The 13,784-nt window shown below is 69.9% G+C and carries 17 protein-coding genes; 7 read left to right on the top strand and 10 right to left on the bottom strand.

The features are described from left to right. The first annotated feature begins 2 nt into the window (after positions 1-2). The 7 genes from AB6A65_RS06180 (at position 3) to AB6A65_RS06150 (ending at position 4,941) form a co-directional block, all read left to right on the top strand. Positions 3-1,238 carry an efflux RND transporter periplasmic adaptor subunit gene (locus AB6A65_RS06180; protein ID WP_371037486.1) on the top strand — a complete coding sequence of 412 codons (1,236 nt, stop codon included), beginning with the start codon at positions 3-5 and terminating at the stop codon, positions 1,236-1,238. A 24-nt stretch (positions 1,239-1,262) separates the two neighbouring features. After that, on the top strand, positions 1,263-1,682 hold the full coding sequence (gene pcaC / locus AB6A65_RS06175) for a 4-carboxymuconolactone decarboxylase (RefSeq protein WP_371037485.1): 420 nt from the start codon (positions 1,263-1,265) through the stop codon (positions 1,680-1,682). After that, entirely contained in the window at positions 1,679-2,407 is a 729-nt protein-coding gene (gene pcaH / locus AB6A65_RS06170) for a protocatechuate 3,4-dioxygenase subunit beta (protein WP_371037484.1), read from the top strand. The genes pcaC and pcaH overlap by 4 nt, the downstream gene beginning before the upstream one ends. 1 nt (position 2,408) lies before the next feature. After that, a complete protein-coding gene (gene pcaG / locus AB6A65_RS06165) occupies positions 2,409-3,035 on the top strand; it encodes a protocatechuate 3,4-dioxygenase subunit alpha (RefSeq protein ID WP_371037483.1) in 627 nt (208 codons plus the stop codon). A 7-nt stretch (positions 3,036-3,042) separates the two neighbouring features. Beyond that, a complete protein-coding gene (locus AB6A65_RS06160; protein ID WP_371037482.1) occupies positions 3,043-3,888 on the top strand; it encodes a 3-keto-5-aminohexanoate cleavage protein in 846 nt (281 codons plus the stop codon). Continuing rightward, a complete protein-coding gene (locus AB6A65_RS06155; protein ID WP_371037481.1) occupies positions 3,888-4,484 on the top strand; it encodes a peroxiredoxin in 597 nt (198 codons plus the stop codon). The genes AB6A65_RS06160 and AB6A65_RS06155 overlap by 1 nt, the downstream gene beginning before the upstream one ends. Positions 4,485-4,560: 76 nt before the next feature. Then, the gene (locus AB6A65_RS06150; RefSeq protein WP_371037480.1) at positions 4,561-4,941 is read left to right on the top strand and encodes a PAS domain-containing protein; all 381 of its coding nucleotides are present in this window, start codon (positions 4,561-4,563) and stop codon (positions 4,939-4,941) included. A gap of 3 nt (positions 4,942-4,944) precedes the next feature. On the opposite strand, the gene AB6A65_RS06145 is transcribed toward AB6A65_RS06150, so the two are convergent. The 10 genes from AB6A65_RS06145 to AB6A65_RS06100 form a co-directional block, all read right to left on the bottom strand. Continuing rightward, positions 4,945-5,703 (bottom strand): TIGR02186 family protein, encoded by a 759-nt coding sequence (locus AB6A65_RS06145; protein ID WP_371037479.1) that lies wholly within the window; start codon positions 5,701-5,703, stop codon positions 4,945-4,947. Continuing rightward, the gene (locus AB6A65_RS06140; RefSeq protein ID WP_371037478.1) at positions 5,703-6,623 is read right to left on the bottom strand and encodes a sulfite exporter TauE/SafE family protein; all 921 of its coding nucleotides are present in this window, start codon (positions 6,621-6,623) and stop codon (positions 5,703-5,705) included. Before AB6A65_RS06140 ends, AB6A65_RS06145 begins: the two co-directional genes overlap by 1 nt. 160 nt (positions 6,624-6,783) lie before the next feature. Further along, entirely contained in the window at positions 6,784-7,749 is a 966-nt protein-coding gene (locus tag AB6A65_RS06135; RefSeq protein WP_371037477.1) for an ABC transporter permease, read from the bottom strand. Between the two features lies 1 nt (position 7,750). Then, the gene (locus tag AB6A65_RS06130; protein ID WP_371037476.1) at positions 7,751-8,842 is read right to left on the bottom strand and encodes an ABC transporter permease; all 1,092 of its coding nucleotides are present in this window, start codon (positions 8,840-8,842) and stop codon (positions 7,751-7,753) included. Next, complete coding sequence (locus AB6A65_RS06125) at positions 8,835-10,442, bottom strand: ABC transporter ATP-binding protein (RefSeq protein WP_371037475.1); 1,608 nt, start codon at positions 10,440-10,442, stop codon at positions 8,835-8,837. Before AB6A65_RS06125 ends, AB6A65_RS06130 begins: the two co-directional genes overlap by 8 nt. A 70-nt stretch (positions 10,443-10,512) precedes the next feature. Further along, positions 10,513-11,508 carry a BMP family protein gene (locus AB6A65_RS06120; protein WP_371037474.1) on the bottom strand — a complete coding sequence of 332 codons (996 nt, stop codon included), beginning with the start codon at positions 11,506-11,508 and terminating at the stop codon, positions 10,513-10,515. Beyond that, the gene (locus tag AB6A65_RS06115; protein ID WP_371037473.1) at positions 11,505-12,065 is read right to left on the bottom strand and encodes a GNAT family N-acetyltransferase; all 561 of its coding nucleotides are present in this window, start codon (positions 12,063-12,065) and stop codon (positions 11,505-11,507) included. The genes AB6A65_RS06120 and AB6A65_RS06115 overlap by 4 nt, the downstream gene beginning before the upstream one ends. Beyond that, positions 12,055-12,645: a tRNA (adenosine(37)-N6)-threonylcarbamoyltransferase complex dimerization subunit type 1 TsaB gene (tsaB, locus tag AB6A65_RS06110; protein WP_371037472.1), complete on the bottom strand. Its 591-nt coding sequence runs from the start codon at positions 12,643-12,645 to the stop codon at positions 12,055-12,057. The genes AB6A65_RS06115 and tsaB overlap by 11 nt, the downstream gene beginning before the upstream one ends. A gap of 4 nt (positions 12,646-12,649) precedes the next feature. Continuing rightward, positions 12,650-13,213, bottom strand: coding sequence for a NifU family protein (locus AB6A65_RS06105; RefSeq protein ID WP_371037471.1), 564 nt, complete (start codon positions 13,211-13,213; stop codon positions 12,650-12,652). A gap of 91 nt (positions 13,214-13,304) precedes the next feature. Next, complete coding sequence (locus tag AB6A65_RS06100; RefSeq protein ID WP_371037470.1) at positions 13,305-13,760, bottom strand: universal stress protein; 456 nt, start codon at positions 13,758-13,760, stop codon at positions 13,305-13,307. Between the last annotated feature and the right edge of the window lie 24 nt (positions 13,761-13,784).

The following is a 13,784-nucleotide window of genomic DNA, read 5'->3' as shown; positions in this document are numbered from 1 at the left end:
GCATGGCGAAACGAAGGATCGGCCGGGGCGTCCTGGCACTCGCGGCGGCGCTGGTCGTCGGCGGGCTTCTGGCCGCCGCGTTCTGGCCGCGGCCCACGCTTGTCGATCTGGATCGCGTGACACGCGGCCCCCTGGAGGTGCGGATCACCGAGGAGGGCCGCACACGGGTGCGCGACAGCTACGTGGTCTCCGCCCCGGTCGGGGGCAGGCTCTCCCGCGTTTCGGTCGAGCCGGGCGACCCGGTCGAGCGCGGCGCGACCGTCGTCGCGCGGATGAGCCCGGTCAACCCCGCGGCCTATGATCTGCGCAGCCGCGAGCAGGCCGTCGCGGCGCTCGACGCCGCGCGGGCCGCGCTTCGCGTCGCCGAGGGCGAGCGCCGTGCCGCAGAGGCCGCGCTGGAACTCGCCGACGCCGAGCGGACGCGCGCGGAGCGCCTTGCCGAGCAGGGCAACGCGAGCGAGCAGGCCGTCCAGCGCGCCGTGGCAGAGGCGCGCGCGGCCGCCGCGCGGCTGGAGACCGCGCTCGCCGCCATCGCCATGCGCGAGGCCGAACTCGGCACCGCGCGGGCGCAGCTCATCGGGTTCGACGGTATCGCGGGCGATCTCCGGGAAAGTGCCACCGACCGCGAGGACGACATCCCCCTTTACGCGCCCATCGACGGGGTGGTTCTGCAGGTCTTCGAGAAGAGCGAGACCACCCTCGGCGCCGGTGCGCCCATCCTGGAGATCGGCGATATCCGCCGCGACCTCGAGGTCGAGGCGGAGCTTCTGTCGGCCGACGCCGTGCAGGTCGAGGTGGGCGATCCCGTGGTGATCGACGACTGGGGCGGTGCGCCGCTTGCCGGCCAGGTGCGGCGGATCGCCCCCTTCGGCGTGACGAAGGTGTCCGCCCTCGGCGTGGAGGAGCAGCGCGTGCGTGTCCGCATCGCCTTCGATGATCCGGAGGCGTGGGAGGCATCGCTGGCCCACGGCTACCGCGTCGAGGTCAACATCGTCGTCTGGCGCGGCGAGGACGTGGTGCGCGTGCCCGCCGCGGCGCTGTTCCGCGACGGCGACGGCTGGGCGGTGTTCGTGGCGCGCGACGGCCGCGCCACGCTTCGGCCGGTGGGCATCGGCCGCAGGAACGCAGAGGCGGCCGAGGTGACGCAGGGGCTGGCGCAAGGCGACCGGGTCGTGCTTTACCCGGCCGCGGGGCTGGAGGACGGCGCCCGGATCGCCGAACGGCCCGAGGGCGGCTGACCGCGCCCGTCCGGTGGACTTCCGATGCCGTTCCGGCCTATCTGTTGCCATGGGGAGGAAAGGGTGAGCGAACGCTACGATAAGGGCATGGCGACCCGGCGCGAGGTGCTGGGCGACGCCCATGTGGACCGCGCCGAGGCGGCCAGGACGTCCTTCGACGCGCCGTTTCAGGATCTCATTACCGAGGCGGCCTGGGGCCATGTGTGGTCCCGCGAAGGGCTCACGCGACGGGACCGGTCGCTTCTGACGCTGGCGCTGCTGGCCGCGCTCGGCAACGACGCGGAGCTTGCGATGCATGTGCGTGCCACGGCGCGCACCGGCGCACGCCCCGAAGAGGTGATGGAGGCGATGCTGCACGTGGCGATCTACGCGGGCGTTCCGCGCGCCAACCACGCGATCCGCATCGTGAAGGAGACCTACGCCGAGATGGGGGTGGAGACATGAGGCGCCACGACGGAGAATTCTTCCAGCGCGACCGGCAGCGGCACCCGCCCGCCCACGCGCCGCGATACAAGTCCTCCGTGGCGCGCAGCCCGCGTCTGGCCGCTCTCGCTATCGAGAACACGCGGAGCGAGATCACCGGCCCGGTCTTCCGGCCCGACGACGTCCAGGAGATCGACCGCGACCTGATCCTGAACTACGGCAAGGACGGCGAGCCGGTGGGCGAGCGCATCATCGTGCACGGCCGCGTCCTCGACGAGGAGGCGCGGCCCGTGCCCGATACCCTGGTCGAGATCTGGCAGGCGAATGCCGGCGGGCGCTACCGCCACCGGAACGACAGCTACCTCGCGCCCATCGACCCCAATTTCGGGGGCTGCGGGCGCACGCTCACCGACGCGGAGGGCTACTATTTCTTCCGGACCGTGAAGCCCGGGGCCTACCCGTGGCGCAACTGGGAGAACAACTGGCGCCCCGCGCACATCCATTTCTCGGTGTTCGGCACGGGCTGCGCGCAGCGGCTCATCACGCAGATGTATTTCGAGGGCGACCCGCTCATCCCGAAATGCCCGATCGTGCAGACGATCCCGGATCCCGCGGCCATCGAGCAGCTCGTCGCCGCGCTCGACATGAACGCCTCGGTGCCCTTCGACTGCCTCGCCTACCGCTTCGACATCGTGCTCCGCGGGCGGCGCTCCACGCTTTTCGAGAACCGGCTGGAGGGCAATTGAGATGGTGCAGAAGCTTCATTACCTGCGGGAAAGCCCGTCGCAGACCGCGGGGCCCTACGTCCATATCGGCCTCGCCCCCGGCGCGGCGGGCTTCGACATCTACGAACGCGAGCTCGGCCACGACATCGCCGGCCCAGAGGCGGCGGGCGAGCGCATCCGGGTCGAGGGCCTCATCCTCGACGGGACGGGCGCGCCCGTGCGCGACGCGCTGATCGAGGTCTGGCAGGCCAACGCCGCGGGCATCTACGCCCACCCGGAGGATCCCCGCCACGGCGAGGTGGAGCCGGGCTTTCGCGGCTGGGGGCGCGTCATCACCGATTTCGAGACCGGCCTCTTCTCCTTCGAGACGGTGAAGCCCGGCCCGGTGCCAGGGCGCTCGGGCCGGGTGCAGGCGCCGCATCTGTCGCTCTGGATCGTGGCGCGGGGCATCAATCTCGGGCTCAACACCCGCGCCTATTTCTCCGACGAGGGCGACGCGAACGCCGCCGACCCGGTGCTGGGGCTCGTGGAGCAGGCGCATCGCCGCGACACGATGGTCGCCAAGCGCGAAGAGCGCGACGGCCAGCCGCTCTACCGCTTCGACATCCGCCTTGCCGGCGCGCACGAGACCGTCTTCCTGGATATCTGAGAACATCATGACCAAACCCTGCATCATCTGCGTGGCGATCACGGGCTCCGTGCCCACCAAGGCCAACAACCCGGCCGTGCCGATCACCGTCGAGGAGCAGATCGAATCGACCCAGGCGGCCTTCGAGGCGGGCGCCGCGATCTGCCATGCGCATGTGCGCAACGACGACGAGACGCCGAGCTCCGACCCCGAGAAATTCGCGCGCCTGAAGGAGGGTCTGGAGAGGCACTGCCCCGGCATGATCCTCCAGTTCTCCACGGGCGGGCGCTCGGGCGCGGGCAAGGCCCGGGGCGGGATGCTGCCGCTGCGGCCCGACATGGCCTCGCTCTCGGTGGGCTCCAACAACTTCCCCACCCGCGTCTACGAGAACCCGCCCGATCTGGTGGACTGGCTCGCCGCCGAGATGCGGGAGTACGACATCAAGCCGGAAATCGAGGCCTTCGACCTCTCCCACATCTTCCAGGCCGCGAAGATGAACCGCGAGGGCAGGATCCCCGGGCGCCTCTACGTCCAGTTCGTCATGGGGGTGAAGAACGCCATGCCGGCCGACCGGGACGTCTTCGACTACTACATCCACACGGTGAAGCGCCTCGCGCCCGACGCGGAATGGTGCGCGGCCGGGATCGGGCGGCACCAGCTCGAGGTGAACGAGTGGTGCATCGCCGCGGGCGGGCACACGCGCACGGGTCTCGAGGACAACGTGCGCCTCGATCGCGACAGGCTCGCCCCGTCGAACGCCGCGCTGGTCCAGCGCACCGTGGAGCTTTGCGAAAAGCACGAACGGCCCGTGGCGACATGGCGCGAGGCGCGCGAGATCCTCGGGCTGCGCATGCCTGCCACCGAGGCCGCCTGATGTCCCTGACCGAGGTCGACTGGTCCGCGATTCCCGCGCCCGAGGACGACGGCGCCGCGGCGCATCTCGAGGGCATGGCTTTGCCGGCGGTCGCGTTGCCCGCGACCTCGGGCGGAACGGTCGATGCTTCGCGGCTCGAGGGGCGGGTCGTTCTCTACGTCTACCCGCGGACCGGCCGGCCGGGCCGGGCGCTGCCCGAAGGCTGGAACGAGATCCCCGGGGCCCGCGGATGCACGCCGCAGACCTGCGCCTTCCGCGATCATTTCCGGGAGTTGCGCGCGGCCGGGGCGGACCACGTTTTCGGCCTGTCCACCCAGGATACGGAATACCAGCGCGAAGCCGCGGCGCGGCTCGACCTTCCGTTCCCGCTGCTTTCGGACGTCGATCACCTGTTCGGCGCCGCGCTCCGGCTGCCCTCCTTCGAGGTCGAGGGCGCGCTCTTGTGGAAACGCCTCGCCCTCATCGCCGAGGCGGGGCGCATCGTGAAGGTCTTCTACCCGGTCTTCCCGCCTGACCGGAATGCCCGCGACGTGCTGGACTGGTTGACGTATCGGCAAGGCGGGGGCTTGGCGCTGGAAGGAATCCCCCGCCCCTGATAAGAAGGTGTCCGCGGTCTTTTTGCGAAGAACCGCGGCCCGATCCTGTCCGTGATGCCGCCAGGGAAAACGCCCGATGAACGATCCTGCGTTCGACGACGCCTATCTGCACTCGCTTCTGGAAGAGGACGAGCATGAAATGAGCGTCGTTTTCTCCGACCCGTTCCAGCCGCAGAACCCGATGATCTTCGTGAGCGAGGAATTCGAGCGCCAGACCGGCTATGCGCCCGAGGAGGTGATCGGCCGCAACTGCCGCCTGCTGCAGGGACCGAACACGGATCCGAACGCGATCGCGGCGATCAGCCACGCGCTCCGGGCCGAGACTCGGTTCTCGATCGATATCCTGAACTACCGCAAGGACGGGACGCCCTTCCTCAACCGGCTGCGGATCCGGCCGATCTACGACCAGGACGGGGCGCTGCTGTTCTTCGCCGGGGCACAGAACCCCGTGGAATGAGCCCTAGCCGGGCCTGAAGATGCGGAACGCCGCGGAGGCGCCCCAGCCCGCGGCGATGGCGATGGCCAGCGACATAAGCCCGTAGACCAGCGGCTGCTGGCGCGAGAGCGTGTAGAGAAAGCGCTCCAGCCCGACCTTGCGCACCTCGATCTGGGTTTCGAACGCGGCGACGACCTCGCCCCCGCGCGTGAGGAAGATCCGCGTGGCGTAGGCGCCTTCGGTCAGGTCGGCGGGCATCGCGATGGCGGTCGAGAAGAGCGTCTGGTCCGTCACCTCCACCGCGCCCTCCAGAAGCTGGTAGAGACCCTCGCGCGTCCGGATCCGGATCAGAGCGTCGGTGAAGGTCTGCGCGTCCTGCACGTCGGGCGGCGCGCCCACCGACCGGATCGCGCGCGGCACCGAGACCTTGCGGCGCAGATCTTCGGTCTCGGTGAGCACCTCCTCGAGCGGCGCGCTCGTCGCCACCGCGTAGAAGGATGGCGCGCTGTCGATCGTGACCGACGCGGTGTTGGCCCAGATCCCCAGAACGCGCTCCTTCCGGCGCACCGTGACGGGCGCGGTCGGCCCCGAGACGGTGATCGCGACCTCGAGCGGAGGGGAGGTGGGGGCGGGCGTCTCTCGCTTCACGGCGCCGAAGATCAGGATCTCCGAGCCTTCGAAGTTGGTGCTGATGGAAACGGTGTCGCGGCTCAGCCCCAGCACGACTTCCTCGGCCCGGACTGGCAGGGCGAGCAGCACGAGCGCGAGCACGAGGCGCAGCATCAGTGACCCTCCGGCACGGCGACGGAATAGAGCTCCGAGGGCTGGATCAGCAGGTCGAGCGCAAGCTTGCCGCAGACCGCGAGCACCATGAGCGCCAGCAGGACGCGAAGCTGCTCGGCCTTGAGCCGCGTGCCGAGCTGCGCGCCCACCTGCGCGCCGATCACGCCGCCCACGAGCAGCAGCACGGCAAGCACCATGTCCACCGTGAAGTTGGTGACCGCGTGCAGAAGCGTGGTGAAGGCGGTGACGAAGATGATCTGGAAGAGCGACGTGCCCACCACGACCTTGGTCGGCATGCCGAGCAGGTAGATCATCGCCGGCACCATGATGAAACCGCCGCCGACGCCCATGATGGCCGCGAGAATGCCCACGAGAACGCCCACGATGAGCGGTGGAATGACCGAGATGTAAAGGCCCGAGGTCCGGAACCGCATCTTGAAGGGCAGGATGTGCACCCAGCCGCGTTGCCGTTTCCGTCGCGGTGGCGGGCTGCCGGTGCGCGCCTTGCGCATCGCGCCGAGGCTTTCGACGAACATCAGGCCACCCACCACGCCGAGAAACAGGACGTAGCAGAGCCGCACCAGCAGATCGACCTGCCCCTGCGCCTTCAGGATGTTGAAGATCCAGACCCCGAGCGCGGCCCCGAAAAGGCCGCCCACGAGCAGCACCACCCCCATCCGCAGGTCCACGGTGCGCCGCCGCAGATGCGCGAGCACGCCGGAAAAGGAGGAGGCGACGATCTGGTTGGCTTCGGTGGCGACCGCGACGGCCGGCGGGATGCCGATGAAGAACAGAAGCGGCGTCATCAGGAAGCCGCCGCCCACGCCGAACATGCCCGAGAGCACCCCCACCAGCCCGCCGAGCCCCAGAAGCAGGAAGGCGTTCACCGAAACCTCGGCGATGGGGAGGTAGATCATCATGACCTTTCCTAGCCCTCCCGCTGGCGGCTTGGCAAGTTGCTGGCGCGTGGCGACGCGGGGCAGCGGGGCGCGGGTCTTGCCGGCAGGGCGTTGCCGGGGACGCTGCCGCGGCGGCCGGTGCGAGGCTGCCCGCGGGCGCCCCGGATGCGGCCCCGATGCCTCATCTTTCCTTCACGTAGGGCTCTCCGCCCGCCCGCGGGGGGATCGCACGACCGACGAAGCCGGCCAGGATCACGACCGTGAGGATGTAGGGCAGCGCGTCCATCAGTTGCACCGGCACCACGAAGACGCCGAGGTCGATATTCTGGTAGCGCAGGGCGACGGCCTGCAGGAAGCCGAAGAGCAGGCAGGCGCCGAGCGCGTGCCAGGGCCGCCACTTGGCGAAGATGAGCGCGGCGAGCGCGATGTAGCCGCGGCCCGCCGTCATGTCCTTCACGAAGCCGGCCTGGAGCCCGGTGGCCAGATAGGCGCCGGCGATCCCGCACAGCACACCGCAGATCGCGACCGCGGCGTAGCGCAGCCCGATCACCGAGATGCCGGCCGTGTCCACCGCCTCGGGCGCCTCGCCCACCGCGCGCAGCCGCAGCCCGAACCGTGTGCGGAACAGCACCCACCAGGTGAGCGGCACCATCAGGAGCGCGACATAGACGAGAACGGAGTGGCCCGAGACGAGCTCGGCGTAGATCGGCCCCAGCACCGGCACGCCCGCCAGCGTCTCGGCCAGGGGCAGGGTGACCGCCTCGAACCGCGCGCCGCCCACCAGCGACGGGGTGCGCCCGCCCTGGCTGAACCAGTTCTGCGCGATCCGCACGGTCAGCCCGGCGGCGAGGAAGTTGATCGCCACCCCCGAGATGAGCTGGTTGCCGCGAAAGGTGATCGCGGCGAGCCCGTGCAGGGCCGACAGCGCGATCGAGGCCGCCATGCCCGCCAGCAGCCCCAGCCACACCGATCCGGTGGCGAAGGCCACCGCGGCCGAGAAGAAGGCCGCGGCCAGCATCTTGCCCTCCAGCCCGATGTCGAAGATCCCCGCACGCTCGGAGAAGAGCCCGGCGAGACAGGCCAGCAGCAACGGCGTGGCAAGGCGCAGGGTGCTGTCGAGCACTTGCAGGACGGTCGCGAAATCCATCTCAGCCGCGCCTCCGGCGCCCGGCGAAGGCCCGCTCGAGCGGCATCCGCACCATGTTGTCGAGCGCGCCGGTGAAGAGGATCACGAGAGCCTGGATCACCACGATGAGTTCGCGGGGGATGTTGGTCCAGAGCGCGAGTTCCGCGCCGCCCTGGTAGAGAAAGCCGAACAGCAACGCGGCGAGGAACACGCCCAGCGGGTGGTTGCGGCCCATCAGCGCCACGGCGATCCCGATGAAGCCCGCCCCTTCGGTCGAGTTCAGGATCAGCCGCTCGGCCTCGCCCATGGTGGCGTTGATGCCCATCAGCCCCGCCAGCGCGCCCGAGATCAGCATCGTCACCACGACCACGCGCACCGGGCTGATCCCGGCATAGCGCGCGCCCGTCTCCGAAAAGCCCAGCGCCCGGATCTCGTAGCCGAGACGCGTGCGCCAGATCAGAAGCCAGACGGCGATGCAGGCGGCGATTGCGACGAAGAACGTCACGTTGGCTGGGGCGCCGCGGAAGAGCGCCGTCCCGGCGGTGGAGAACATGTCCTCGAAGGTCGGCAGGTGCACCGCTTCGGGGAAGCGCGCCGAGGCCGGGTCCATCGAGCCCGCGGGCTTCAGCACGTTCACCAGCAGGTAGGTGAGAAAGGCCGCGGCGATGAAGTTGAACATGATCGTGGTGATCACGATGTGGCTGCCCCGCGTGGCTTGCAGCCAGGCCGGGACGACCGCCCAGAGCGCGCCGAAGGCCGCCGCGCCCAGGCTCGCCGCGGCCAGCGCCAGGGTCCAGTGCGGCCATGGGATGGACAGGCAGACGAGCGCGACACCGAGCCCGCCCAGCATGGCCTGGCCTTCGCCGCCGATGTTGAAGAGCCGCGCGTGGAAGGCGACCGCCACCGCGAGGCCGGTGAAGACGAAGTTGGTGGCGTAGTAGAGCGTGTAGCCCCAGCCCGCGCTTCGCATCAGCGCGCCGTCGACCATCAGACGAAATGCCGCCACCGGGCTTTCGCCGATGGCGAGGATGACGAGCGCCGAAAGCGCTCCCGCGAGCAGCAGCGACACCAGCGGCACGAGCACGGCGTCGGCCCAGGCCGGCATCCTATCCATGGCGTGCGGCCTCCTCCTCGGCCTCGACCTTCTCGATCTGCTCGTCCACGGCCTGCCAGTCGGGCTTGTCCGGCTCTCCCTCGATACCGGCCATCAGCAGGCCCAGCTCGCGCTCGTCGGTGGCCTGCGGATCGCGCTCGCCCATGATCCGGCCGTCGAACATCACGACGATCCGATCGGAGAGCGAGAAGATCTCGTCGAGCTCCACCGAGACGAGCAGGATCGCCTTGCCCGCGTCGCGCAGGCGCACGATCTCCTGGTGGATGAACTCGATCGCGCCGATGTCCACGCCCCGGGTGGGCTGCCCGACGAGGAGGAGGTCGGGGTTGCGGTCCATCTCGCGGGCCAGCACGATCTTCTGCTGGTTGCCGCCCGAGAAGTTGCGCGCCTTGAGCCGGCAGTCGGTCGGGCGGATGTCGAAACGTTCGATCTTGCCTTCCGCGTCGCGGCGGATCGCGTCGTTGTCCATGAACGGGCCGCGATTGTATTCGGGCGCCCGGTGATAGCCGAAGACGCTGTCCTCCCAGGCGGCGAACTCCATGATGAGCCCGGCGCGCTGGCGATCCTCGGGGACGTGGCTGATGCCGCGGGCGCGGCGCGACCCGGCATCGGCGCGGCGTCCGGCAAGCGCTATGTCGGTTCCGTTGACGCGCACGCAGCCGGCGGCCTCCCGCATGCCGCCCAGCACCTCGAGCAACTCGGACTGGCCGTTGCCGGCCACGCCCGCGATCCCCACGATCTCGCCCGCGCACACCGAGAGATCGACGCCCTTGAGCCGTTCGACACCCTTCTCGTCCACGACGCGCAGCTTCTCGGCCTCCAGGACGACTGCGCCCGGCCGGGCGGGCGTCTTGTCCACCCGCAAGAGCACCTTGCGCCCGACCATCAGCTCGGCGAGCGCCTCGGGGCTGGTTCCGGATGTCTTGACCGTGGCGGTCATCTCGCCGCGCCGCATCACGCTCACCATGTCGGTGATTTCCATGATCTCGCGCAGCTTGTGGGTGATCAGAACGATGGTCTTCCCCTCGCGCCTGAGCCCGGCGAGGATGCGGAAGAGGTGGTCCGCCTCGGCGGGCGTGAGCACGCCCGTGGGCTCGTCGAGGATCAGGATGTCGGCCTGGCGGTAGAGCGCCTTCAGGATCTCCACCCGTTGCTGGTGGCCGACCGAAAGCGTTTCCACGATGGCGTCGGGATCGACGTTGAGCTCGTAGTCCGCCGCGAGCTGCCTGAGCGCCGCGCGGGCCTTCGCGAGCGAGGGTTTCAGCAGCCCGCCCTCCTCGGCGCCGAGGATGACGTTCTCGAGCACGGTGAAGTTGGGCACCAGCTTGAAGTGCTGGAACACCATTCCGATGCCGGCTGCGATCGCGGCCTGGCTGTCGGGGATCTCGGTCCGCTCGCCGTGTATGAAGATCTCTCCGGCATCGGCCTTGTAGAAGCCGTAGAGGATCGACATGAGCGTGGACTTGCCCGCCCCGTTCTCGCCGATGATCCCGTGAATCGTTCCGGGCGCGACGGCGATGTCGATGTCCCTGTTGGCCTGCACCGGGCCGAAGGCCTTGGAGATGCCGCGAAGTTCGATGGCGGGCGGCGCGTCTGTCATCAGGCCCTCTCGGCTGCGGAAAGGCCGCGCCCCCGGCGCGGCCTTCTGGACGGTGGGCGGCGCGCGGTCCTCAGAAGCTGAGGGCCGGGCAGCTGTCGGTTTCGGTATAGTCGTGCACCTCGAGATCGCCGCTGGCGATGGCGGCCTTCGCCTCCTCGACCCGGGCCTGCATCTCGTCGGTCACGAGCTCGGCGTTGAACTCGTCCATGGCGTAGCCGACGCCCTCGTTGTCCACGCCCATCACGACGATGCCGGTCTCGAGATCCTCGCCCTGTGCCATGGCGTCCTCGACGGCGTTGTCCACGCGCTTGACCATGGAGGTCAGCACCTGGCCCGGGTGCAGGTAGTTCTGGTTGCTGTCCACGCCGATGGACAGGATGCCCTCGTCGGCGGCCGTCTGCAGCACCCCCACGCCGGTACCGCCCGCCGCGGCATAGATCACGTCCGCGCCCTGGCTGATCTGCGCCTGCGCGAGTTCGGATCCCTTGACCGGATCGTTCCAGGCCGCCGGCGTCGTCCCCGTCATGTTGGCGACGATCTCGGCATCGGTGTTGACCGCCTTCACGCCCTGGGCGTAGCCGCAGGCGAACTTGCGGATGAGCGGGATGTCCATCCCGCCGATGAAGCCCACCGTGCCGCTTTCGGAGGCCATCGCGGCCAGCATGCCCACGAGGTAGCTTCCCTCGTGCTCCTTGAAGATCACCGACCGCACGTTCGGCTCGTCGACGACGGCGTCGATGATGGCGAATTTCGTGTCCGGGTAGTCCGGCGCCACCTCGGAGAGGACGTTGCCGAAGGCGAAGCCGGTCATCACGATGGGGTTAAGACCGGCCTCCGCGAAGCGGCGCAGCGCCTGCTCGCGCTGGGCTTCGGACTGCATCTCCACCTCGCGGTAGCTGCCGCCCGTCTCCTCGGCCCAGCGCTGCGCGCCGGTGTGGGCGGCCTCGTTGAAGCTCTTGTCGAACTTGCCGCCGAGGTCGAAGATCAGCGCGGGTTCGGCGAGCGCCGCGCCGGCGGTAAGCGCAAGCGCCGCGGCGGCGCCGGAGAGGGGCTTCATCAGGGTCATCTCGGTCTCCCAGTCAGGTGGCGCGCGGCTCTTCGGGGCGCGGGGGACGCCTGGCGCGGGCCGTCTCGATCTTTGTTGATCGCGTGCAGTTTAGGCCGCAGCGCGCGAGCACGGTCAACCGTTTTTCGCACGCTCCCGGCCGCGGTTCCGAGGCATCTGGTCAGCACAAGCGCGGCCGCCGGCGTGGCCGTGCCGCGCGGGTAGTAGGCGGGCCGCCGCCCGGCCTTGGCATAGCCCGCCGCGATGTAGAGCGCGCGCGCGGCCGGATTGTCCTCGGCGACCTCCAGAAAGGCCGTCGCGGCGCCGCGTGCCCGTGCCTCGGCCTCGAAGCGTTCGAGCCGGTCGCGGGCGAGGCCCCGGCGCCTGTGGCCGGGATCGGTGACGATGGTGAGAAGCGCGGCCTCGCCGGCGAGCGCGCGGCCGAGAGCGAAGGCGGTGCCGTCGCCCACCACGAAGACGTGGGGGCTGTCGAGCAGGGCAGCGAACTCCGCCGCGCGCCAGGGCCGCCCGGTGTCAAAGCCGCGGGCATGAAGCGCCGCGCAGGCCTCAGGCGTCATCGAGCAGCCGGGGCGGTGCGTCGCGCGCCGGCGCCGCGTCCGCCGGCCGCACGTAAAGGGGCGCAGGGGGCGGCGCGGCGCCATGCGCCTTCGCGGCGGCGATTCGGGCGATCGCGGCGGCGAGCTCGGCCGCGGGTGGCGGAAATGCGAACGGGCGGGCCGGATCCTCGGGCGTTTCGGACGGGATCAGCCGCGGCATCCCGCCCGGCGCGGCCGCGTAGAGCTGGTCGCGCGGTGCGGGCAGCACGGCGAGATGGGCGTCGCACCGATCGCGCCCGATCGCCTCGAAACCGGTCACGCCGATCGCGGGGATGTCGAGCGCCAGCGCAAGGCCCCGGGCGGCGGCGACGGCGATGCGGATGCCGGTGAAGTTGCCCGGTCCCACGCCCACCCCGATGACCGCAAGGTCGCGCCATGCCCGGCCGTGGCGCGCGAGCAATTCCTCCCGCAGCGGCATGAGCCGCTCCGCCTGGCCGCGGCCCATTTCCTCGGCGACAGCGTCGAGGACCCGGCCCCCCGAGACGAGCGCGGCCGCGCAATGCGCGGCCGAGCAGTCGAAACCGATCGCGAGGTCGCTCACACGGTCACACCCCGACGGGCCGCACCTCGGTCACTTCGGGGATGTAGTGGCGCAGCAGGTTCTCGATGCCCATTTTCAGAGTGAGGGTCGAAGACGGGCAGCCCGCGCAGGCGCCCTGCATGTGCAGATAGACGACGCCCTTCTCGAAACCGTGGAAGGTGATGTCGCCGCCGTCCTGCGCCACGGCCGGGCGCACCCGCGTGTCGAGAAGCTGGACGATCTGCCCGACGATCTCGGAATCCTCGCCCTCGTGCACGGCATGGCCCGAAGGGGCCTGCGCCGCCCCCGCCATGACCGGCTGTCCGGACTGGAAGTGATCCATGATCGCGCCGAGAACGGCGGGCTTGATGTGGTCCCATTCCACGTCCTCGCCCTTGGTGACGGTGACGAAATCGGACCCGAAGAAAACGCCGGAGACGCCCGGCACGCCGAAGATGCGCTTGGCGAGCGGGGACGCGTCCGCGCCCTCCGGCGAGGGGAAATCCGCCGTGCCCGTCTCCAGCACGGTCTGGCCGGGCAGGAATTTGAGCGTGGCCGGGTTCGGTGTCGACTCGGTCTGGATGAACATGGCGAAGCCCTCTCGATCTTTGAATGAGAGATGCGCTTCGGCCGCCGGGGTGTCAAGGTTTGGAACGGTTCTAAGTTCGCTGAGGCGCGGTTCACGTGATCGCCTGCAGCCGGTCCTTCGACATGTCGCCCGGCACGATGGTGATCGGAACGGGAAGCGAGCCTGCATTCTTGGTCAGCTGCGTGACCAGTGGCCCCGGCCCCTTGGCGCCCGTCGCCGCACCCAGCACGACGACGCCGACGTCGGGGTCGTCCCTGACCTGCGCGAGGATCTCGGGCACCTGCTCGCCTTCGCGGATCACCAGTTCCGGATCCACGTTCTGCTTGTCGCGCATCCACTTGGCGAACACCTCGAAATGGGCGTGAATGCGCTCGCGCGCCTCCTCCCGCATGACCTCGCCCACGCCGATCCAGTGGTTGAACTCGTCGGGAGCGATGACGGCCAGGACCTCGACGCCGCCGCCGGTGTTCGCCGCGCGCATGGCCGCGAAGCGCATCGCGTTCAGGCACTCTTGGCTGTCGTCCAGAACGACAAGGAACTTGCGCATGGCCAGGCTCTCCTCGCTGTGACC

It is taken from the genome of Rhodosalinus sp. FB01, assembly GCF_041365715.1.
In the GTDB taxonomy this organism is placed as follows: Bacteria; Pseudomonadota; Alphaproteobacteria; order Rhodobacterales; family Rhodobacteraceae; genus Rhodosalinus.
Note: the sequence above shows the minus strand (reverse complement) of the source record. Positions and strands in the feature narration are given on the sequence as shown.

Coding starts and splice junctions, on each gene's coding strand:
- AB6A65_RS06180 (WP_371037486.1), top strand. CDS start 3: ATGGCGAAACGAAGGATCGGCCGGGGCGTCCTGGCACTCGCGGCGGCG.
- pcaC (WP_371037485.1), top strand. CDS start 1,263: ATGCCGTTCCGGCCTATCTGTTGCCATGGGGAGGAAAGGGTGAGCGAA.
- pcaH (WP_371037484.1), top strand. CDS start 1,679: ATGAGGCGCCACGACGGAGAATTCTTCCAGCGCGACCGGCAGCGGCAC.
- pcaG (WP_371037483.1), top strand. CDS start 2,409: ATGGTGCAGAAGCTTCATTACCTGCGGGAAAGCCCGTCGCAGACCGCG.
- AB6A65_RS06160 (WP_371037482.1), top strand. CDS start 3,043: ATGACCAAACCCTGCATCATCTGCGTGGCGATCACGGGCTCCGTGCCC.
- AB6A65_RS06155 (WP_371037481.1), top strand. CDS start 3,888: ATGTCCCTGACCGAGGTCGACTGGTCCGCGATTCCCGCGCCCGAGGAC.
- AB6A65_RS06150 (WP_371037480.1), top strand. CDS start 4,561: ATGAACGATCCTGCGTTCGACGACGCCTATCTGCACTCGCTTCTGGAA.
- AB6A65_RS06145 (WP_371037479.1), bottom strand. CDS start 5,703: ATGCTGCGCCTCGTGCTCGCGCTCGTGCTGCTCGCCCTGCCAGTCCGG.
- AB6A65_RS06140 (WP_371037478.1), bottom strand. CDS start 6,623: ATGATGATCTACCTCCCCATCGCCGAGGTTTCGGTGAACGCCTTCCTG.
- AB6A65_RS06135 (WP_371037477.1), bottom strand. CDS start 7,749: ATGGATTTCGCGACCGTCCTGCAAGTGCTCGACAGCACCCTGCGCCTT.
- AB6A65_RS06130 (WP_371037476.1), bottom strand. CDS start 8,842: ATGGATAGGATGCCGGCCTGGGCCGACGCCGTGCTCGTGCCGCTGGTG.
- AB6A65_RS06125 (WP_371037475.1), bottom strand. CDS start 10,442: ATGACAGACGCGCCGCCCGCCATCGAACTTCGCGGCATCTCCAAGGCC.
- AB6A65_RS06120 (WP_371037474.1), bottom strand. CDS start 11,508: ATGACCCTGATGAAGCCCCTCTCCGGCGCCGCCGCGGCGCTTGCGCTT.
- AB6A65_RS06115 (WP_371037473.1), bottom strand. CDS start 12,065: ATGACGCCTGAGGCCTGCGCGGCGCTTCATGCCCGCGGCTTTGACACC.
- AB6A65_RS06105 (WP_371037471.1), bottom strand. CDS start 13,213: ATGTTCATCCAGACCGAGTCGACACCGAACCCGGCCACGCTCAAATTC.
- AB6A65_RS06100 (WP_371037470.1), bottom strand. CDS start 13,760: ATGCGCAAGTTCCTTGTCGTTCTGGACGACAGCCAAGAGTGCCTGAAC.